A 19,338-nucleotide genomic window follows, 5' to 3' on the forward strand; every position below is an offset into this window, starting at 1 on the left:
TCCTGGTGAGAAATGCCATTGGTAAAGAGTCGATCAAGCCGGAATAGGGGCGCGTGCCCCCAATCGCGCCTGACGCCCTAAGTGGACGAATTCATTCCGTACGTCGCCGACGGGGCGCCCGCCGCTTCTGGGACACCGCCTCGAACAGCAACGGCAGGAACGTGACCGCCAGTTCTTCGGGCGCCAGCTCGTCCGGCTCGACCAGGCTCTGGGCCAGGGAGCCCTCGTGGACGGCCGTCGTGAGGCGGGCCAGGGTGTCCAGGTCCACGGTCGGGCGCCGGTCGAGCCGGTCGAAGAGGCGGCCGAGGAGCCCCGCCACCTCCTCGCGAAGGCGCCGGTCGTGCTCGGCCAGCGTGCGTGCCGTGTCCGGGTTCCGGACGGCGTGCAGGGTGAACTCCGTGGAGAGCAGGTACCAGCGGCGCTCGGTCTCGTCGAGGGCGCTCATCCGCGTGAGCACCGCGCGTACGACGTCGTCCGCGTCCGGCGGCTCCGCCAGTTCGTCGACCGCGCGCGTCAGCCGCTCCACGACGCGCCGCGCGTGCAGGTCGAACAGGGCGAAGAACAGCGCTTCCTTGTTGCGGAAGTTGGAGTAGAACGCGCCGCGCGTGTACCCGGCCCGCTCGCAGATCTCCTCGATCGACGCCCCGTAGAACCCGCGTTCGGCGAACGTCTCCAGCGCGGCTTCGAGGAGGCGCGCGGTGGTCTGCGGACGTCTCTTCGTGGGCCCCTTCGGCAAGGAACACCTCCCTGGGCATTGACACCCCGACGTGACGCCGCTGACGATACAGCACCGTATTCGATACAGACCTGTATCCGATACGAAGACGTATGCACCGATGCGGCGCCCAGGGAGGCCCTCGTATGGACACGTCCACCGGCACGACATCCGCCCCCGCACCCCACCTCGGGCTCGGCCCCGTACCGCCCGGGTTCCGGGCGATGCTGCCGCCCGAGTTCGACTCCGTCGCCGAGGAGCGGCTGCACCGCAAGCAGGAACTCGCCGCCGCCTTCCGGCTGTTCGGCAAGTTCGGCTTCTCCGAGGGCGTCGCCGGGCACATCACGGCGCGGGACCCGGAGCACCCGCACTGGTTCTGGGTGAACCCCTTCGGCATGAGCTTCAGCCAGATCAGGGTCTCCGACCTCGTACTCGTCGACCACGACGGCAATGTCGTCGAGGGCGACCACCCGGTGAACCGCGCCGCGTTCTGCATCCACTCCGAGGTGCACAAGGCCCGCCCGGACGCCGTCGCCGCCGCGCACGCGCACTCGCTGCACGGCAAGGCCTTCGCCACGCTGCGCCGCCCGCTCGACCCGCTGACCCAGGACGCCTGCGCGTTCTACGAGGACCAGGGGCTGTACGAGGACTTCCGCGGCGTGGTCAACGACACCGAGGAGGGCCGGCGGATCGGGGCCGCGCTCGGCCCGCACAAGGCCGTGATCCTCGCCAACCACGGGCTTCTGACGGTGGGTCGGAGTGTGGCCGAGGCGGCCTGGTGGTTCATCACGATGGAGCGCTCCTGCCAGGCCCAGCTGCTCGCCATGGCCGCCGGCGACCCGCAGCACATCGACCGGGAGACCGCGCTGCAGGTGCGCGAGCAGATCGGTACGCCGCTGTCCGGTTGGTTCCAACTGCGCCCGCTGTGGGACCAGATCACCGCCGAGCAGCCCGACCTCTTCGACTGACCTCTCCCCCGTACGCGCCCGATCCGCGTACGCGCCCGATCCCCGCACACCCCCGATCCCGTACGCGCCCAATCCCCGTACGCGCCCCGCTCCGCAGCCGCACCAGAGAGGCCCGCCGTGCCGTTTCTCCGCGCTCCCGCTGCACTCCGCAAGACCCGGCCGAGAATGAGCCCGCCGGTCCGCACCACCGTCGCGCTGCTCTTCGCGGCCTGGTTCGTCGACTACGTCGACCGGCTCGCGGTCACGACCGTACTGCCCCTGATCGGGGACGAGTTCGACCTCGACCTCGGTCAACAGGGCCTGCTCGTCTCGGTGTTCTTCGTCGCGTACGCCCTGTGCCAGATCCCCGGCGGCCTGCTCGCCGACCGCTTCGGCGCCGGGCGGGTCACGTGCTGGGCGTTGCTCGCCTGGTCGCTTTTCACCGCCGGCACCGGTCTGGCCTGGTCGTTCGCCGTGCTGCTCGTGGTGCGGTTCGCGTTCGGGGCGGCCGAGGGGATCTTCCCGGCGGCGTCCATGAAGGCGCTGGTCGAGCGCACCTCGCGGGAGGAACGCATGGGCGCCCAGGGCCTGATCATGAGCTCCAACGCCCTGGCCGCGGTGGCGGCGCCGCTGGCCGTCCCGGTGCTCGCGGCCGCGATCGGCTGGCGCGCCACGTTCTGGGTGGCGGCCGCGGCCGGGCTCCTGGTGTACGGGGCGGTACGGCTGTGGCTGCCCGCGCCGCGGCCCCCGCTCGCCGCGGACGCGGCAGGCTCCGCGCGCGTACGGGACGTGCTGCGTATGGGCGTGCTCTGGCGCTTCGCGGGGATGCTCTTCGGGTACGCGACCGTCACCTGGGGCCTGAGCACCTGGATCCCCTCGTATCTGTTCGCCGAGCGCGGCGTGTCCCTGACCGCCGCCGGGGTGCTGATGGCGGTGCCCTCGCTGGGAGCCGCTGCGGCCACGCTGATCGGCGGACGCCTCGCCGACCGGTTCGAGGGCCACCACCGGAAGGTGATCGTGCCCGCCATGGCGGTGGCGGCGCCCGCGCTGTTCCTGATGGCGCTGTCGCCGGGGCTGACCGGGGCCGTGGTCGGCGGCACGATCGCCGTGTTCGCCGCCTCGCTCTGCTACATGCCGATCTTCGCGGTGCCGCTGCGCAGCCTGCCGCCCGAGCAGGTCGGCCTCGGCAGCGCCGTCGTCATCATCGGCGGCCAGATCGCCGGAATGACATCGCCCCCGCTGCTCGGGGTGATCGCCGACGCCTTCTCCTTCGAGGCGGCCTTCTGCGTCCTCGCCCTCGGCCCACTGCTCACCATCGCCCTCGCCGTGACCACCCCGCAGGACTCGGACGCCTTCCTCGCCGCCCTCCGCAAGCGCCCCACGGACCCCGCCCCCCGCACCGAGAAGGAACCCTCATGACCGCATCGCCCGCGCCTCTCCACCCGGGCACGTTCGGCGCGTACCAGAACGAGATCTACCTCGCCGGACTCTCCGGTGTGCAGCCCAACTACCCGATGAAGTACGAGGAGTTGGAGGACCGCGCCCGGCACGCGATGCCGCCGAGCATGTGGTCGTACGTGGCCGGGGGCGCCGGCGACGAGCACACGCAGCGCGCCAATTGTGCGGCGTTCCAGGGCTGGGGGCTTGTGCCGCGCATGCTGGTCGGCGCGGCCGAGCGCGACCTGTCCGTGGAGGTGTGCGGGCTGCGGCTGCCGTCGCCGCTGTTCATGGCGCCGGTCGGGGTCCTGGGCAGCTGCGCGCAGGACGGGCACGGCGACCTGGCGGTGGCCCGCGCGGCGGCCCGTACGGGTGTGCCCATGGTGGCCTCGACGCTCTCCGCGGATCCGCTGGAGGAGGTCGCGGCGGAGTTCGGCGGTACGCCGGGTTTCTTCCAGCTCTATCCGCCGACCGACCGGGAGTTGGCGGCGAGCCTGGTGCGCCGGGCGGAGCGGGCGGGCTTCGCGGGCATCGTCGTCACGCTCGACACCTGGGTGTCCGGCTGGCGCCCGCGCGACCTGGCGACCGCCAACCTCCCCCAGCTGCGCGGCCATTGCCTGGCCAACTACACGAGCGACCCGGTGTTCCGCGCGCTGCTGCCGCCCGGCGCGCAGGACGACCCGCGGGCCGCGGCCCTCACCTGGGCGAAGGTCTTCGGCAACCCGGTCACCTGGGACGACCTGCCGTGGCTGCGCTCCCTCACCGAGCTGCCGCTGCTCCTGAAGGGCCTGTGCCATCCGGACGACGTGCGCCGCGCCAAGGACCTGGGCGCGGACGGCATCTACTGCTCCAACCACGGCGGCCGCCAGGCCGACGGCGGGCTCCCGGCCCTCGACGTACTGCCCGAGGTCGTCGAGGCGGCGGACGGGCTGCCGGTGCTCTTCGACTCGGGCGTGCGCTCCGGGGCCGACGTCGTGAAGGCGCTCGCCCTCGGCGCCACGGCCGTCGGCGTGGGACGGCCGTACGCGTACGGACTGGCCCTCGGAGCCACCGAGGGCGTCGTCCACGTCCTGCGCTCGCTGCTCGCCGAGGCCGACCTGATCATGGCGGTGGACGGCTACCCCACCGTCGCCGACCTCACCCGGCAGGCGCTGCGCCGGGTCGGCTGCCGCGATGTCAGATGCTGACGCCGTGCGAGCGGAGGTAGGCCAGCGGGTCGACGTCCGAGCCGTAGCCCGGGCCGGTGCGGACCTCGAAGTGCAGGTGCGGGCCGGTGGAGTTGCCGGTCGAGCCGGACAGGCCGATCTGCTGGCCGCCGCTGACGGTCTGGCCGGTGGCCACGTCGAGGGAGGTCATGTGGGCGTACTGGGAGTAGTGCCCGTCGGCGTGCTGGATGACGACCTCGTTGCCGTACGAGCCGCTCCAGCCCGCGGAGACGACGGTGCCGTCGCCGATGGCCTTGATGGGCGTGCCGGACGGGACGACGAAGTCGGTGCCGGTGTGGTAGCCGCTGGACCACATGCCGCCGGCGGTGCGGTACGCGGTGGAGACGCTGGCCTCGACCGGGGCGGTGAAGCCACCGGCGGCGGGCTCGGCCTCGACCTGGTCCGACTCGGCCTTGGCGGGCTCGGCGGTCTTGGCGGGGGCCTTCTTCTCGGCCTTGGGCGCGGCCTTTGCCTTGGGCGCGGCCTTGGGTGCGGCCTCGGCCTTGGCGCCGCCGACCGCCAGCTTCATGCCGGGCAGGATGAGCGCCGGGTCGCCACCGACGACGTTGCGGTTGTCCTTGTAGAGCTGCTTCCAGCCGCCGTCCACGTCGAGCTGCTCGGCGATCGCGGAGAGCGAGTCACCGGAGACGACGGAGTACGACTTCGCGGCCTTGGCGGCCTTGGCGGCCTTCTTCTCGGCCTGCGGGGCGGCGGACTTGACGCCCTGGGGGGCCAGCTCCTGAGCGGCGGGGGCGGCCTCGGGGGTGGCGGCGTTCGCTCCGGTCGCGCCGAGCAGCGGCAGCGCGAGCGCGGCCGAGCCGGTTCCGGCGACGGCGAAACCGCGGGTGAGACGCAGGGACTTGGGACGGCGGTGCTTACCCTTGGCGGGCATGGCGAATTCCTCTCCGGCGCCTGCGAGGTGAGCTGTCGGGTTCGGGCTGGAGATGCCCGGCCGCGTTTCCGCGACTTCACCCCAAGCCGCTCCGGTGGACCGGATCCGGCGATTTACCGTGGGTCCCCCGCTCCTGCCGTGCACGGGTGGGTGTGAGGGAATCCGAGTGGCGGCAGGATTGGGCGTCCACCCGGACGTCGGCGACCGTAATGGAGTTAAGAGCCGGGCGACAAGGAATCAATTTCCGGGCCATCGCGGAGCGGTGATCCTTTCTCGAATTCCCGGTCACACTCCGTGGATACGCGTCCTTCAAAAGTGCTCGCCAGTAAGGAAATTGCCCGGCGAAGATCGCCACACACCGTCACGAATATGATCCCGCTCACCACAGAATGGGCCACCACCCTTTACTCCAGGGCTAGTTACCGCGAACGCACCGAAAGCACTGAAACGGACATCAAGGGGTGAATGGCTTCATGTGCCGTCATTGAGGAACGGCGCCCGAACGAATGATTGCCCGAGGAACCCGTGTCGTATCGTCGAAGACGCGCCCCGCCGACGAACAGCGCCGGCGGCCGAATGGGAGGAGCCCCCGTGACGCAGCAGGTCCCGTCGACAGAGCCCGAACTCGCCGGAGTACGCAACTTCCGTGACCTGGGCGGGCTGCCGACCGTGGACGGGCGCCGGGTGCGGGCGGGACGCCTCTTCCGCAGCGGTCACCTCGCCCACGCCACCGCGGCCGACGCGGACTTCCTCACCACGCTCGGCCTGCACACGATCTTCGACTTCCGCAATGCCGCCGACCAGAAGCTGGAGGGCCAGGACGTCGCCCTCCCCGGCGTACGGAACGTGAACCTGCCGCTGACCGACCCGGCCGACGGCGCCGAGTTCTGGCAGATGGTCCGCGAGGGCGACATCGAGCAGCTGCGCGGCCTGCTCTCCGAGGGCAAGGCCGCGGGCCGGATGATCTCCTCGTACCGCACGATCATCAAGGAGCGCACCGCCGAGCACAGCCGCGTGCTGCACGCCATGGCCGACGACAGCGTCCCGGCCCTGATGCACTGCGCCGCGGGCAAGGACCGCGCGGGCCTCTCCATCGCCGTCACGCTGCTCGCCGTCGGCGTCGAGCGCCCGGCGATCGAGGAGGACTACCTCCAGTCCAACGCCGCCCACCGCCGCTACAAGGTGCACCGCAGCAGCACCTCGGCGGACGCCATGTCCCCCGAGGTGATGGAGCTGCTCAGCCCGCTCTTCGACGCCCGCGCCGAATACCTGGCGGAGGCGTTCACCACCATCGAGGAGACCTGGGGCACGGTGGACCGCTACCTCGAAGAGGGCCTGAAGGTCACTCCGCAGGTACGCGAGCGCCTCCGCGCCAACCTGCTCGACTAGGACTCGACCAGGGCGCGACCAGAACGCGACCAGGACCAGCGGTACGGGCTCACTGGTTCTGCCCGCCCAGCGTGAACAGCAGATACACGAAGGCCGCGAAGAGGTGGCCCACGGCGACGTAGATGATCAGCCGGACCCACAGCCCCCGGGGGAACTTCTCCTCCATGGAGGTGGGGCGGACGGGCTGCGGTTGCTGCGTCTCGTCTTCGGGGGTCATCGCGGTTCTCCCTGGTTCGGCCCGCCCAGGCACAACGCGGTGGCGGGGCTCTGCAGCAGCGTGTGGACGAAGAGGAGATCGGCGCCGCCCTCGTCGGCGGCCCCGATCCGGTGCGGGGTGAGCGAGTCGAAGTGCGCGCTGTCGCCCGGTTCGAGGGTGTGCGCCGTGTCCCCGAGGTGCAGCCGCAGCCGCCCTTCGAGCACGTACAGCCACTCCTCGCCGGGGTGCACGCGCACGATGTCGCCCTGCGCGCCGTGCGGCACATGCACGCGCAGCACCTGCATGCCCCGGCCCGCGGCGCCCGCCTGCCAGTAGGTCCAGCCGCCCGCCCGCGTCGGCTCCATCGCGGCGGAGCGCACCACCGCGTCCCGGTCGGCGACCGTCTCGCCGAGCAGCTCGGACACCGTCGTACCGTAGATACGCGCGAGCGCGAGCAGCACCGGCAGCGAGGGCTGGCGGTGCCCGGTCTCCAGGCGGGAGAGGTGCGCGGGCGAGAGTCCGGCGCTGCGGGCCGCCGCCTCCAGGGTCAGCGCGGAGCGGCGCCGCAGTTCCCGCAGCTGGGGGGCGACGACGGCAGGCAGCGGTACCGGGTCCGGATCGGCGGGGCTCATACCGTCGATTCAGCCAGAGCCGTGCCCCTGGGGCAAACTTTTTGCCTCTCAGGCAAAAAGATCCAGGCCGTAGCCGCTGCGCCCAGCCTCAGCGGTTGGCGACGGCCTGCTTCACGAGCGTCTTCCCGAAGTCCCACATCAGCCCGCCCCCGCTGTGCGCCTCGTCCATCACGGCCGTGAAGGCACCGACGAACCGCTCGACCTCCCGCTCCCCCACGACCAGAGGCGGAATCAGCTTGATCACTTCCAGGTGGTCCCCGGAGACCTGCGTGAGAATGCGGTGCTTCTGCAGCAGCGGTACGACCACCATCTGCGCGAAAAGACCCTTGCGGGCGACCTGCAGCGCGGCCCACCGGCTGCGCAGCTTCAGCGAGGACGGCCGCCCGAACTCGATCCCGATCATCAGCCCCCGGCCCCGTACGTCATGCAGCAGCTCATAGCGGTCGACGAGCGCGGCCAGCCGGGACCTCAGCTGCTCGCCGGTGGCCCGCGCGTTCGCGACCAGCTGCTCGTCCTCCAGTACGGAGAGCACGGCGAGCCCGGCGGCCATGGCCTGGGCGTTGGAGCCGAAGCTCGCGGAGTGCACCAGGACGCGGTCCATCGACGAGTAGACCTTCTTGAAGATCCAGTCCTTGCCGAGCGTCGCGCCGACGGGCACGTACCCGCCGGAGAGCGCCTTCGCCACACACACCAGATCCGGCTCGACCCCGTCCTCGTGCTGGTACGCGTAGAAGTCCCCGGTCCGCCCGAGCCCGGTCTGTACCTCGTCCGCGATGAGCAGGGCCTTGTGCCGGTGGAGCAACTCCTGGGCGGCGCGCAGGAATCCGGGCGGTGACGCGTGCACGCCCTTGCCCTGGATCGGCTCGACGACGAGCGCCGCCACGTCGCCGTGGGCCAACTCCCGTGCCAGCGCGTCCAGATCGCCCAGCGGGATCGCCGTATCGGGAAGCAGGGGCGCGAACCCGTCCCGGAACCCGGACTCGCCGTTGACCGAGAGCGCGCCCGTGGTCAGGCCGTGGAAGGCGTGCGTGCAGTACAGGATCCGCGGCCTTCCGGTGGCGTACCGGGCGAATTTCAGCGCCGTCTCCACCGCCTCCGTACCGCTGTTGCCGAAGAACACCCGGTCCAGGTGCGGGCTGTGCGCGAGGAGCTTCTCGGCGAGCAGTCCGGGCAGCGGCTGGCAGTCGAAGCGGGTGAGGTCGGCGAGCGAGGCGTCGAGCACGTCGTGCAGCGCCTTGCGTACGACGGGGTGGTGGCGGCCCACGCCCATCACGCCGAACCCGGCGAGCATGTCGAGGTAGTCGTCCCCGTCCGCGTCCCAGAAGTACGCGCCCTCGGCCCGCTCGTAGACCTTGTCGAAGCCGATGGTGTGCAGCATGCGCGGCAGTTGGTGGTTGAGGTGGCGGGCGTGCAGTTCGTAGCGTTCGGCGCCGCGCTCGGCGAGCAGCGCGGCCAGATCGAAGCCTTTCACCGGCCCGTCCGCCATGCGCCCGTCCGCCACGGGGCTGTCGGCCATCGGCTGGTCCGTCATCACTGATTCTCCTTACGGGCGAGGCTCGCGCCGAGGCGGCAGGATCGGCATGCGGTCCCCCTCTCGGATGGCACGTCCACTCCCGGCGCCGCGGCCGGCCCTCGGGGCCGGCCGCGCTGCCGGTGTCAGCCGCGACCGCTGGAGACGGTCTCCCGCATCGCCCGCAGGGACTCCTTGAGGGAGCCCATCGTGGCGAGCACGGCCGTCGGCTCGTATCCGCAGTGCGCCATGCAGTTCGCGCAGCGCGGGTCCTTTCCGCGGCCGTACGCGTCCCAGTCGGTGTCCTCGATGAGCTGCCGGTACGTCGGCACATAGCCGTCGCTCATCAGGTAGCAGGGCTTCTGCCAGCCGAAGAGCGAGTAGTTCGGAATGGCCCAGGCCGTGCACGGGAAATCAACCTTGCCCTCCAGGAAGTCCAGGAAGAGCGGCGAGTGATTGAGCCGCCAGCGGCTCCGGTTCCCGCCCGCGAACGTCTTCTTGAAGAGTTCCCTGGTCTGCTCGACCCCGAGGAAATGCTCCTGGTCGGGCGCCTTCTCGTAGGCATAGGCGGGCGAGAGCATCATCTCGTCCACCTTCAGGTCGTCGTTGAGGAAATTCAGGACCTCGATGACGGTCTGCGGAGTGTCGGTGTTGAAGAAGGTCGAGTTGGTGGTGACCCGGAAACCGCGCCGCTTGGCCTCCTTGATCGCCTCGACCGCCTCGTCGAACACGCCTTCCTTGGCGACGGATTCGTCGTGCCGCTCGCGCATCCCGTCGATGTGCACGGCGAACGCGAAGTACGGCGAGGGCGTGAACTTCTCGATCTTCTTGCGCAGCAGCATCGCGTTGGTGCACAGGAAGACGTACTTCTTCCGGGCCACCAACTGCCGTACGATCTCGTCGATCTGAGGGTGCATCAGCGGTTCGCCGCCGGCGATGGACACCATCGGCGCACCGGACTCAAGGACGGCTCCGACGGCCTGCGCCACCGGCATGCGCTGCTTCAGAACCCCCGCCGGGTGCTGGATCTTGCCGCAGCCCTCGCATGCCAGATTGCATGCGAAAAGCGGTTCGAGCTCGACGATCAGCGGAAACTTGTCCCGCTTGCGGAGCTTCTGTTCAACGAGATACGTAGCGACCTTGATGGACTGCCTCAGCGGCATGGCCATGACTCGCTCACCTCCTGGGGAGCAGCAAAGAACGGTGCCATTCATAGAAAGCCGGAAGGATTCCGCGTAGAACGCGGAAAGCCGATATTCCACCGCGCACCGTGCCGATCCGGACGAGCTCATGCTCTGGAGCGTCCACGACCACCCGTACGGCCGCAACCGGACGGGCTCCGCCCCGCACCGCCGCCCGCAGCGTCGCCGAGGACTCCATGTCGACCGCGATGGCCCCTCCGGCGAGCAGCTCGGCCCGCTCGTGCCCGCGCACCACATGGTCGGAGCCGGTCAGCCCACCGGTGTGCACGGTCCGCCCGGGCACGGTCCTGACCAGCTCTTTCACCAGGATCTCGATGCCTTCGCAGGCCGTCGAGCCGTGCCTGTCCCGGGTCTCGTCCGCGACCACCAGATCGCCCGGGTGCATTCCGGGAGCGAGCCCGGCGCAGAATCCGGTGGCGAGGACCGCGGCCCCGTCCAGACCCGGCTCACCGAGCGTGCGCGACACCGCACGCTCGGCGGCCTTCGGCCCCATCCCCGTCCGCACCACGGTGACCGGAAGGCCCGTACCGCCGCGCTCCCCCGTCCGCAGCGCAAGGCTCTCGATGCGCAGCGCACAGGCGATGAGCAGCGGCGGTACGTGCTCCGCCGCACCGTGGGCCATCAGGGCGCACCGTGTCCCGGCCCGTGTTCCGTCCCGCGCCCTGGCTCACGTCCGGTGAGGTGTCCGCTGAGGTGTCCGGTGAGGTGTCCGGTGAGGTGTCCGGTGCCGTGGACGTACCGGCCGAGCGCGGTCAGCGGGAAGACCTGCCGGTACAGGTGGTAGTTGATCGAGAAGTCCCACGGGAACCCAGTGCCGGTGAAGTACGGCTCGTCCCAGGTCCCGTCGTCGTTCTGCGTCCCGGCGAGCCAGGCCACGCCGCGCTCGACGGCCTTGGAGCCCCGCTCGTCCGCGGCGAGCAGCGCGAGCAGCGCCCAGGCGGTCTGCGAGGCGGTGGACTCGCCGCTCGCCACCCACTCCGGGTCGACGTACGACCGCAGGTCCTCGCCCCAGCCGCCGTCCTCGTTCTGCACCGACTCCAGCCAGGTGACCGCCCGCCGGATCGCCGGGTGCGTGGCGGGGATCCCGGCCGCGGTCAGGGCGGGCACGACCGAGCCCGTCCCGTACAGGTAGTTGACGCCCCAGCGCCCGAACCAGGCGCCGTTCGCCTCCTGCTCGGCGAGCAGCCACGTGATCCCGCGCCGGGTCCGCGGATCGCTCGCCTTCCCCTCGTACGCGAGCATCTCGACGACGTGGGCGGTGACGTCGGCGGAGGGCGGGTCGATGACCTCGCCGAAGTCGCAGAAGGGCAGCCGGTTGGGGAAGCCGCTGGTGTTGTCGGCGTCGAACGCGGCCCACGCCCCGTTCTTCGACTGCATGCCCAGCGTCCAGGCCATGCCCCGGCGGATCGCCCCGTCGACGCGGACGGGGTCGGGGTGCCGCACCCGGCGCAGCGCGAGGGCGACCTCGGCGGTGTCGTCGATGTCCGGGTAGTTGTCGTTGTGGAACTCGAACGCCCAGCCGCCGGGGGCGAGTTCGGGCCTGCGCACCGACCAGTCGCCGGGCCGGGCGATCTCCTCGGCGAGCATCCAGTCGGCGGCCTTGACCAGGCGCGGATCGTCGGCGGGCACGCCCGCGTCGGCGAGGGCGATGGTCGCGAGACAGGTGTCCCAGACGGGCGACTGGCAGGCCTCGATCATCCGCGCCCCGTCCTCGCGCCACACCGCGAACCGGTCGAGCGAGGCGAGCCCTTCGCGGAGCACCGGGTGGTCGAGGTCGTAGCCGAGCAGGTGCAGGGCGATGATCGAGTACACGGCCGGGGGCTGGATGCCGCCCCAGCAGCCGTCGTTCTCCTGCCGCTCGACGATCCAGCGCCCCGCGGAGCGCATCGCCATCCGCCGCAGACCGGGCACGGCGACCTTCTGGTACGCGTGCAGCGCCTGGTCGAGCCGCTGGAAGAGGCCGTCCCAACTCGCCATCGGGGCACGGGACTTGGGTGAATTCGGTACGCGCGCATCGGTGTGCAGCTCGTCGAGCGGGAACGGCGCGGGACGTACCGGCCGCTTCGCGGAGACGATGGTGAGGGGCACGATGGTCTGCCGGGCCCAGCAGCCGAAGTCGTAGATGTTGAGCGGGAACCACTTCGGGAAGTAGATGAGTTCCGGCGGGAGTTCCGGCAGGTCGTCCCACTTCCACCAGCCGAACAGGGCCAGCCAGATGCGGGTGAAGACCCGGGCACCGGCGATGCCGCCGCGGGCGCGGATCCAGGCGGAGGCCCGCGCCATGTGCGGGGCGTCCGGCTCGTCCCCGGCCAGACGCAGGGCGACGTACGCCTCGATGGTGGTGGAGAGTTCGCCGGGCCCGCCGTAGAACGTGGCCCAGGTTCCGTCCTCGCGCTGCTCGCCGCGGATGAACAGGGCGGCGGCCTGTGTGGTCTCCTCGTCCCCGATGCCGAGGAACTGACGCAGAAGCAGATCCTCCGCGTCCATCGTCACGTTCGTCTCGAGGTCGCCCTTCCACCAGCCCTCGCTGTGCTGTCGTGAGAACAGCAGCCGGGTGGCGCGTTCGGTGGCCCGCAGGGCCGCCTCGAACGTGTCGGGCCCCTCGTCGGTGGCCGCGGCCGCGCGGGGCCCGAACGCCCCGCTGCTTCCGTCGGTCGTCGCTGTCATGGCTTCCCCTCCGTGCAGATTCGTGGCTTCTCGAAATGCTGCTGTGCTGGGGTCCGCCGTCGGCCGGTGGGCTGCCGTGGTGCTGTGGTGCTGTGGTGCTGTGGTGCTGTGGGGTCAGCGCACCGGCCGGCGACTGCGATTCATATACGGGTGCTGCGGGTGACGCAGATGGTGATCATCTCTTTCGTACGACGACGAAGTCGGCCAGGGCGACCAGCTGGCGCCTGACCCGCTCCGGCATGTCCACGCTGCCGAGGGCCTCGACGGCGATCGTGTGCTGGCGGCGCGCCTCCTGGGCGGTCCAGTCGCGGCCGCCCGCCTCCTCGATGAGGGCGGCGCGGGCGGCAAACTCCTCTTCCGAGAAGTTCTCGAAGTCGCTGCTCTTGGCGTCCGCGGCGAGCAGTTCGCCGAGCCGCTCGGCGGCTTCGCCCTCGGCGCTCAGGGCGGCGACGACGGGCAGCGACTTCTTGCGCTGACGCAGATCGCTCCAGGTCTGCTTGCCGGTGGCCTCCGGGTCGCCCCAGATGCCGAGCAGGTCGTCCACCGCCTGGAACGCGAGGCCCAGGTGGTAGCCGTAGCGCTCCAGGGCGTCGGCGGTGCGCTCGTCGGCGCCGCCGAGGACCGCGCCGATGGAGACCGCGCAGGCGAGCAGGGCGCCGGTCTTGTTGCCCTCCATCTCCAGGCACTCCTCGACGGTGACCCGCTCGCGGTGCTCGTACGAGATGTCCTGGGCCTGGCCGTCGATCAGCTTCCGGGAGGCGGTGGTGAGCCGGCGCGTGGCACGGCCCGCCTCGACGGTGTCGAGTTCGAGCAGGATCTCGTTGGCGAGGGCGAAGAGGGCGTCGCCGACGAGGATGGCCTGCGCCGGCCCGTGCACCTTCCACACCGTGTCGCGGTGGCGGCGCTGCTCGTCGCCGTCCATCAGGTCGTCGTGCAGGAGCGAGAAGTTGTGCACGAGCTCCACGGCGACCGCGCCGGGGATGCCCACCTCGGGCGCGGCTCCGGCGGCCTCGGCGGAGAGCAGGGCGAGCGCCGGGCGTACGGCCTTGCCGCCGTCACCGGCCGAGGGCCGGCCCTCGGCGTCGATCCAGCCGAAGTGGTACGCGGCCACGGTGTCCATGGGCGGCGCGAGGCGGTCCACGGCGGCGCGCAGCACCGGCGTGGCCAGGGTGCGGCCGCGGTCGAGCAGCCCCCCGACGTCCACGCCGTCCACGTCCACGTCATCCGCGACTCCGGCGGCCGAAGGCACAGTCGGCACAGTCTCTCCTCTTGATCCGGTACTGCTACTGCTCATGCCGCCTCCTGAAAGAGATGGTCGTGGGGGCGGCTCAGGGCGGAGAGCGCTGCCCGCGCGGCGGTGGTCCCGCTGCGCACGGCGCCCTCCATGGTCGCGGGCCAGCCGGTGGCCGTCCACGAGCCGGCCAGGTACAGGCCGGGTGCCTCGGTGCGGGCGCCGGGCCTCAGGCGGCCGACGCCAGGGGTGGGAGCGAAGGTCGCGGTGCGCTCCCGGGTGACGAAGAAGTCCCGCACCTGGGCGCCGCGTGCCGCGGGCAGCAGCCGCTCCAGCTCGGGCAGGTAGCGGGCGCGCAGCCGCGCGACGGGCGCGTCGATCTCGTCCTGCGCGGCGGACTGGGACAGGGCGAGGTACTGGCCGCCCTCGTACCCGGACGCGTCGGTGCGGTCGAAGACCCACTGCACGGGCGAGCCGACCGCGGCGAAGAACGGCCTCTTCAGCACCTTGCGGTCGTACAGCACATGGACGTTGAGGATCGGCGCGGTGCCGATGGAGAGCAGCGCCTCCGGGTCGTCGAGCGCGCCGGCGGGCAGCAGCTCGTAGGCCTCGCGCTGCGGTACGGCGAGCACGACCGTGTCGACGTCGAGTCGCTCGCCTTCCGTTTCGACCTGCCAACCACCGTTCTCCGTACGGGAGATGGCGTCGACCTTGGCCCGGGTCTCGACTCGTACGCCCGCCGCGTCGAGGGCCTTGCGGGCGAGGGTGTCATGGAGCTCGCCGAGCGGGACGTGGGCCCAGCCGATGTCGGCGGCACCCGGGTCGGTGAGCAGGCCGGTCTTGAAGACCATGGCGGCGAGGCCGAGCGAGGCGTCCCCGGCGGTGGCGTTCAGGGTGGCCACGCCGACCAGGTCCCACAGCGCCTCGATCGCCCGCGGCGACTGCCCGCGCGCGGCGAGCCAGGAGCCGAAGTCCTGTGCGTCCAGGGCGGGGTCGTCGAGGTCGAGCTGCTTGAGGGCGAGCGCGGCACGGCCCACCTTGACGCGCTCGGCCAGGGAGAGATGCGGGTACGCGGAGAGGCCGGCGGCGAGGTGCAGGGGCACGGGCAGCGCGGTGCGGCGCAGCCGGCCGAGCCGCATCCGGTCGGCGTCGAGCACCGGGACGTCGAGCCGGTCCTGCAGCGGGGCGAGCGCGGCGCCGCCGATCCGGTCGAGGAACCAGCGGTACGCGGTGCAGCAACGGAGGTACACGTGCTGGCCGTTGTCGACGGTCAGCTCGCCGCGCTTGAAGGAGAACGCGAGCCCGCCGAGGCGCGGCCGGCCTTCGAGGAGGGTGACGCGCAGGCCGCCGTCGGCGAGCGCGAGCGCGGCGGTGACCCCGGCGAGGCCGCCGCCGACGACGACGGCGGACTTGCTCTCGTACCCGCTCATGCGCGCCTCCTCGTGGTCCTGCGGGCGATGTGCCGGGCGTCGAGTCCGGACAGGCCGCGCACGGCCACGTACGCCTTCTCGTGTCCGGGCAGCGAGACGCGGCCGCGCAGGACGGCCTCGGGGTCGCGCTCGATGCGGTCGAGGAGGCGGCGGTAGATGCCCGCCATGGCGGCGACGCAGGCGCCGCTGCGGCGGTCGAGCATCGGAAGGAGCCGGTACCCCTCGACGAACAGGGCGCGGGCGCGGCGCACTTCGAAGTGCACGAGCCCGGCGAAGTCGGCGCCGTGCGGCGGCTCGGACGCGCGGAAGGCGTCCGTGCAGCCGAACTTGGCGAGGTCGTCGGCGGGCAGATAGACGCGGCCACCCTCGGCGTCTTCCCGAACGTCCCTGAGGATATTGGTGAGTTGGAGGGCGAGCCCGAGTGTGTCGGCGTATTCCGGGGCGCGTTCGGCCTGCTGCGCGCCCGGTTCGGTGCCGAAGACGCCGAGCGAGAGCCGCCCGATGGCTCCAGCGACGCAGCGGCAGTACGTCTTCAGCTCGTCCCAGGTCTCGTAGGTCTCGCCGCGTACGTCCATGAGGACGCCGTCGATGAGTTCGTCGAGGCCGCCGAGCGGGATCGGGAAGGTCCGCGCGGCGTGGCTGAGGGCGACGGCGACCGGGTCGGTGTCGTCCTCGTCGACGGCGCCGTCCCTGACCCGGTCGAGCAGCTGCCGGGTCTCCTCCAGGCGGGTGTGCTTGACCTCGGGGGCGAGCGTGCCGTCACCGATGTCGTCGACCCGCCGCGAGAACGCGTACAGCGCGGACATCGCGCGCCGCTTGGGCGTCGGCAGCAGTCTGATGCCGTACGCGAAGTTGCGTGCCTGACCGCCGGTGACCGCCTCGCAGTAGCTGTACGCGGCGACCACCGGAGCGGTCGGCGGCGCGCTGTTGTCCGTGTCCAGTGCGGAACCCATGGGTTCGCTCACCCCTCACCTCGCAGGGTCGCCCCGACCTCGCGCAGCAGCCCGGCCTTCGTGGGCCGGGGCGGTCCGGGGAGTACGTCGTGCCGGGCGGCCTCGACGGCGCGCAGTGCGGCGCGGCCGCCACCGACGAATCCGGCGAGCAGCAGCCTGAGCCGTCCGCGCACGCTGTGCACCAGCGGCGCGCCCTCGTCGAGCAGGCCGCGGGCGCGCTCCGCCTCGAAGGCGACTAGGGCCCGCACCGGCGCGGAGGCGGCGGGTGCGGCGAGGTCGGACTCCTGCACGTCGAAGCGCTTCATGTCCTCGGCGGGCAGATAGATCCGGTCGCGCGCCAGGTCCTCGGCGACGTCCTGGAGGTGCTCGACGATCTGCAGTGCCGTGCACACCGCGTCGGAGCGGCGGAGGCGCTCGGGGCTCGTGGTGCCGGTGACGGCGAGGACGAGCCGGCCGACGGGGTTGGCGGACAGCTCGCAGTAGGCGAGCAGGTCGCCGTAGGTCGCGTACCGGCTGACCAGCTGGTCCTGGCGGTTGGCCTCGATCAGGCCGAGGAACGGCTCGGGCGTGAGGCGGTGCCGGCGGACGGTGGGCTGGAGGCGGCGGAGCAGCGGGTGGCCCGGGGTGCCGCCGAAGACGCGACGCAGGTCGGCCTCGAAGGCGTCGAGGAGGGTGAGCCGGTCCTCGGCGGCCGCGGGGTCGAGGCCGAGGAGGCGGGCGTCGGCGCCGCCGGGGGCGAGGTCGCCGTCACCGATGTCGTCGACGAGCCGGGCGAAGCCGTAGATCGCGACGAGGTCGGTGCGCCAGGCGCGGGGCAGAAAGAAAGGAGCCACCGGGAAGTTCTCGTCGGCAGCCTTGTCGAGAGTCGCGCGCTCCGGGAGTGCGGGGCGCGCCGTCCGGCCTCCCGTCACCGTGCGCTGCCCGGCGCGGGGACGGCGGAAGCATTGGGGAGGAGGGGGCTTTCCGTAGCCATTGCCGTCACATCTCCCGTTCTACACTGCCAACCCGAGACAGCTCATTTCGGACACGCCGCCGACCAGTCCAGCTTACGTTGTACGCCGCCGCGCGGTGTTCCGGGGGTGCGCCGCGCCGCAGGTCGGCGCGGATTTCCGGGTCAACATTCCGCTTTCGTACGGGAGTTGACGGCCAGGGCCCGGCCGGTACCGACCGGGAGGCCCTGGCCTGAATGCGCTACTTGCCGGTGAACTTCTCGTACTCCTTGAGCACCTCGTCCGTGGGGCCGTCCATGCGGAGCTCACCGCGCTCCAGCCACAGGACCCGGTCGCAGGTGTCGCGGATCGACTTGTTGTTGTGGCTCACCAGGAAGACCGTGCCGGCCTCCTTGCGCAGCTCGCGGATGCGGGCCTCGGAGCGCTTCTGGAACTTGCGGTCGCCGGTGGCCAGGGCCTCGTCGATCATCAGGACGTCGTGGTCCTTGGCGGCGGCGATGGAGAAGCGCAGGCGGGCCGCCATGCCGGACGAGTAGGTGCGCATCGGCAGGGTGATGAAGTCGCCCTTCTCGTTGATGCCCGAGAAGTCGACGATGTCCTGGTAGCGCGCCCGGATCTGCTCGCGGGACATGCCCATCGCGAGCCCGCCGAGTATGACGTTCCGCTCGCCCGTCAGGTCGTTCATCAGGGCCGCGTTCACGCCGAGGAGCGAGGGCTGGCCGTCGGTGTAGACCTTGCCCTTCTCGGCCGGGAGCAGGCCCGCGATGGCGCGAAGCAGCGTGGACTTGCCGGAGCCGTTGGAGCCGATCAGGCCGACGGCCTCGCCGCGGTACGCGGTGAAGGTGACGCCCTTGACGGCGTGCACCTTGCGCACACCGCGCTCTTCGCCGCCGCGCTTGACGATCCGGCTGAGGGCGGCGGTGGCGCTGCCCTTGCCCTTGGAGCCCGCGTTGACGCGGTACACGATGTGCAGCTCGTCGGCGATGACCGTCGGGACGCGGGGCTGCTGTGCTTCTTCGGGGGTCTGCTCAGCCACGGCCGTACTTCTCCTCTGACTTCCAGAAGTAGATGAACCCGCCGATACCGAGCAGCAGGGCCCAGCCCAGGCCGAGGGCCCAGACGTGCTCCGGCAGCGCGGGAAGGGTCTCCGCGCCGTTGCCGGTGATCAGCGCGTCGCGCATCAGGTCCATGTAGACCGCCGCCGGGTTGGCGAGCAGGGCCTCGGCGATCCAGCCCGGGGCGGTGACCTTCGTGAGCATGTAGTCCAGCGGGAACATCACGCCGGACGCGTACATCCACGTACGCATGACGAACGGCATCAGCTGGGCCAGGTCGGGGGTCTTGCTGCCGGCCCTGGCCATGATCAGCGCGAGACCGGTGTTGAAGACGAACTGCAGCGCGAGCGCGGGCAGGATCAGGAACCAGGACCAGGACGGGTAGTGCCCGAAGCCGATCAGGATGAGCAGCAGCACGATCATCGAGAAGAGCAGCTGCTGGAGCTGCTGCAGCGAGAACGAGACGGGCAGCGAGGCGCGCGGGAAGTGCAGCGCCCGCACCAGGCCCAGGTTCCCGGAGATCGAGCGGACCCCGGACATGACCGAGCTCTGCGTGAAGGTGAAGACGAAGACGCCGGTCACGAGGAACGGGACGTAGACGTTGTTCTTCATCTCGCCCCGGCCGCCGAGCAGCAGGCCGAAGATCAAGAAGTAGACCAGCGCGTTGAGCAGCGGCGTCGCCACCTGCCAGAGCTGGCCCAGCTTGGCCTGGCTGTACTGCGCGGTCAGCTTGGCCTGCGAGAAGGCGAGGATGAAGTGCCGGCGGTCCCACAGCTGTCCGACGTACTCGAACAGGCCGGGGCGGGCACCGGACTGCGCGAGCCCGTACTTGGCGGCGAGTTCGGCCGGGGACAGCCCGTCATCGGGCGACGGTGGCGCGCTCACCGCGACTGGACCGTCATGCGTTGTCTCACTCACAAGGGGAAA

At 71.3% G+C, this 19,338-nt stretch carries 18 protein-coding genes and 1 riboswitch; of the genes, 4 read left to right on the forward strand and 14 right to left on the reverse strand.

Annotation, left to right across the window (positions count from 1 at the left end; all coding sequences use genetic code 11):
* Positions 1 to 91: 91 nt before the first annotated feature.
* The gene (locus tag RCO28_RS27680; RefSeq protein ID WP_308944005.1) at positions 92 to 736 is read right to left on the reverse strand and encodes a TetR/AcrR family transcriptional regulator; all 645 of its coding nucleotides are present in this window, start codon (positions 734 to 736) and stop codon (positions 92 to 94) included.
* A gap of 125 nt (positions 737 to 861) precedes the next feature.
* Here RCO28_RS27680 and RCO28_RS27685 point away from each other — a divergent pair, with 125 nt between their 5' ends.
* From RCO28_RS27685 to RCO28_RS27695, 3 genes are all read left to right on the forward strand, one after another.
* Positions 862 to 1,683 (forward strand): class II aldolase/adducin family protein, encoded by an 822-nt coding sequence (locus RCO28_RS27685; RefSeq protein WP_374991263.1) that lies wholly within the window; start codon positions 862 to 864, stop codon positions 1,681 to 1,683.
* Positions 1,684 to 1,848: 165 nt separating this feature from the next.
* A complete protein-coding gene (locus RCO28_RS27690; protein WP_308944006.1) occupies positions 1,849 to 3,081 on the forward strand; it encodes an MFS transporter in 1,233 nt (410 codons plus the stop codon).
* A complete protein-coding gene (locus tag RCO28_RS27695) occupies positions 3,078 to 4,286 on the forward strand; it encodes a lactate 2-monooxygenase (protein WP_308944007.1) in 1,209 nt (402 codons plus the stop codon). Before RCO28_RS27690 ends, RCO28_RS27695 begins: the two co-directional genes overlap by 4 nt.
* Here RCO28_RS27695 and RCO28_RS27700 read toward each other — a convergent pair.
* Positions 4,276 to 5,196: a LysM peptidoglycan-binding domain-containing M23 family metallopeptidase gene (locus tag RCO28_RS27700; RefSeq protein ID WP_308944008.1), complete on the reverse strand. Its 921-nt coding sequence runs from the start codon at positions 5,194 to 5,196 to the stop codon at positions 4,276 to 4,278. The genes RCO28_RS27695 and RCO28_RS27700 overlap by 11 nt on opposite strands.
* Before the next feature lie 4 nt (positions 5,197 to 5,200).
* Positions 5,201 to 5,359, reverse strand: a riboswitch (cyclic di-AMP (ydaO/yuaA leader).
* A 428-nt stretch (positions 5,360 to 5,787) separates the two neighbouring features.
* Between RCO28_RS27700 and RCO28_RS27705 the strand changes: the two genes are divergently transcribed.
* The gene (locus RCO28_RS27705) at positions 5,788 to 6,585 is read left to right on the forward strand and encodes a tyrosine-protein phosphatase (protein WP_308944009.1); all 798 of its coding nucleotides are present in this window, start codon (positions 5,788 to 5,790) and stop codon (positions 6,583 to 6,585) included.
* Positions 6,586 to 6,634: 49 nt separating this feature from the next.
* Here the strand turns inward: RCO28_RS27705 and RCO28_RS27710 are convergent, their stop codons facing one another.
* From RCO28_RS27710 to RCO28_RS27765, 12 genes are all read right to left on the reverse strand, one after another.
* A complete protein-coding gene (locus RCO28_RS27710; RefSeq protein ID WP_308944148.1) occupies positions 6,635 to 6,751 on the reverse strand; it encodes a DUF6126 family protein in 117 nt (38 codons plus the stop codon).
* 47 nt (positions 6,752 to 6,798) lie between these two features.
* The gene (locus RCO28_RS27715; protein ID WP_308944010.1) at positions 6,799 to 7,413 is read right to left on the reverse strand and encodes an XRE family transcriptional regulator; all 615 of its coding nucleotides are present in this window, start codon (positions 7,411 to 7,413) and stop codon (positions 6,799 to 6,801) included.
* Positions 7,414 to 7,501: 88 nt separating this feature from the next.
* Positions 7,502 to 8,899: an aspartate aminotransferase family protein gene (locus RCO28_RS27720; RefSeq protein WP_308944149.1), complete on the reverse strand. Its 1,398-nt coding sequence runs from the start codon at positions 8,897 to 8,899 to the stop codon at positions 7,502 to 7,504.
* 170 nt (positions 8,900 to 9,069) lie between these two features.
* Entirely contained in the window at positions 9,070 to 10,092 is a 1,023-nt protein-coding gene (gene hpnH, locus RCO28_RS27725) for an adenosyl-hopene transferase HpnH (protein ID WP_308944011.1), read from the reverse strand.
* Between the two features lie 7 nt (positions 10,093 to 10,099).
* Complete coding sequence (locus tag RCO28_RS27730; RefSeq protein WP_308944012.1) at positions 10,100 to 10,747, reverse strand: 1-hydroxy-2-methyl-2-butenyl 4-diphosphate reductase; 648 nt, start codon at positions 10,745 to 10,747, stop codon at positions 10,100 to 10,102.
* Positions 10,747 to 12,792, reverse strand: a complete 2,046-nt coding sequence (shc, locus tag RCO28_RS27735) for a squalene--hopene cyclase (RefSeq protein WP_308944013.1) — start codon at positions 12,790 to 12,792, stop codon at positions 10,747 to 10,749. The genes RCO28_RS27730 and shc overlap by 1 nt, the downstream gene beginning before the upstream one ends.
* 175 nt (positions 12,793 to 12,967) lie before the next feature.
* Positions 12,968 to 14,086: a polyprenyl synthetase family protein gene (locus tag RCO28_RS27740; RefSeq protein WP_308944014.1), complete on the reverse strand. Its 1,119-nt coding sequence runs from the start codon at positions 14,084 to 14,086 to the stop codon at positions 12,968 to 12,970.
* Entirely contained in the window at positions 14,083 to 15,453 is a 1,371-nt protein-coding gene (gene hpnE, locus RCO28_RS27745; protein ID WP_308944015.1) for a hydroxysqualene dehydroxylase HpnE, read from the reverse strand. The genes RCO28_RS27740 and hpnE overlap by 4 nt, the downstream gene beginning before the upstream one ends.
* Positions 15,450 to 16,406 carry a presqualene diphosphate synthase HpnD gene (hpnD, locus tag RCO28_RS27750; protein ID WP_308944016.1) on the reverse strand — a complete coding sequence of 319 codons (957 nt, stop codon included), beginning with the start codon at positions 16,404 to 16,406 and terminating at the stop codon, positions 15,450 to 15,452. The genes hpnE and hpnD overlap by 4 nt, the downstream gene beginning before the upstream one ends.
* A gap of 8 nt (positions 16,407 to 16,414) precedes the next feature.
* Positions 16,415 to 17,317: a squalene synthase HpnC gene (gene hpnC, locus RCO28_RS27755; RefSeq protein WP_308944017.1), complete on the reverse strand. Its 903-nt coding sequence runs from the start codon at positions 17,315 to 17,317 to the stop codon at positions 16,415 to 16,417.
* Between the two features lie 280 nt (positions 17,318 to 17,597).
* Complete coding sequence (locus RCO28_RS27760) at positions 17,598 to 18,392, reverse strand: ABC transporter ATP-binding protein (RefSeq protein WP_282536571.1); 795 nt, start codon at positions 18,390 to 18,392, stop codon at positions 17,598 to 17,600.
* Positions 18,385 to 19,329, reverse strand: coding sequence for an ABC transporter permease (locus RCO28_RS27765; protein WP_308944018.1), 945 nt, complete (start codon positions 19,327 to 19,329; stop codon positions 18,385 to 18,387). Before RCO28_RS27765 ends, RCO28_RS27760 begins: the two co-directional genes overlap by 8 nt.
* Between the last annotated feature and the right edge of the window lie 9 nt (positions 19,330 to 19,338).

This window comes from Streptomyces sp. LHD-70 (genome assembly GCF_031157275.1).
Taxonomy (GTDB): domain Bacteria; phylum Actinomycetota; class Actinomycetes; order Streptomycetales; family Streptomycetaceae; genus Streptomyces.

Coding starts and splice junctions, on each gene's coding strand:
- RCO28_RS27685 (WP_374991263.1), top strand. CDS start 862: ATGGACACGTCCACCGGCACGACATCCGCCCCCGCACCCCACCTCGGG.
- RCO28_RS27690 (WP_308944006.1), top strand. CDS start 1,849: ATGAGCCCGCCGGTCCGCACCACCGTCGCGCTGCTCTTCGCGGCCTGG.
- RCO28_RS27695 (WP_308944007.1), top strand. CDS start 3,078: ATGACCGCATCGCCCGCGCCTCTCCACCCGGGCACGTTCGGCGCGTAC.
- RCO28_RS27700 (WP_308944008.1), bottom strand. CDS start 5,196: ATGCCCGCCAAGGGTAAGCACCGCCGTCCCAAGTCCCTGCGTCTCACC.
- RCO28_RS27710 (WP_308944148.1), bottom strand. CDS start 6,751: ATGGAGGAGAAGTTCCCCCGGGGGCTGTGGGTCCGGCTGATCATCTAC.
- RCO28_RS27715 (WP_308944010.1), bottom strand. CDS start 7,413: ATGAGCCCCGCCGATCCGGACCCGGTACCGCTGCCTGCCGTCGTCGCC.
- RCO28_RS27720 (WP_308944149.1), bottom strand. CDS start 8,899: ATGGCGGACGGGCCGGTGAAAGGCTTCGATCTGGCCGCGCTGCTCGCC.
- hpnH (WP_308944011.1), bottom strand. CDS start 10,092: ATGGCCATGCCGCTGAGGCAGTCCATCAAGGTCGCTACGTATCTCGTT.
- RCO28_RS27730 (WP_308944012.1), bottom strand. CDS start 10,747: ATGGCCCACGGTGCGGCGGAGCACGTACCGCCGCTGCTCATCGCCTGT.
- shc (WP_308944013.1), bottom strand. CDS start 12,792: ATGACAGCGACGACCGACGGAAGCAGCGGGGCGTTCGGGCCCCGCGCG.
- RCO28_RS27740 (WP_308944014.1), bottom strand. CDS start 14,086: ATGAGCAGTAGCAGTACCGGATCAAGAGGAGAGACTGTGCCGACTGTG.
- hpnE (WP_308944015.1), bottom strand. CDS start 15,453: ATGAGCGGGTACGAGAGCAAGTCCGCCGTCGTCGTCGGCGGCGGCCTC.
- hpnD (WP_308944016.1), bottom strand. CDS start 16,406: ATGGGTTCCGCACTGGACACGGACAACAGCGCGCCGCCGACCGCTCCG.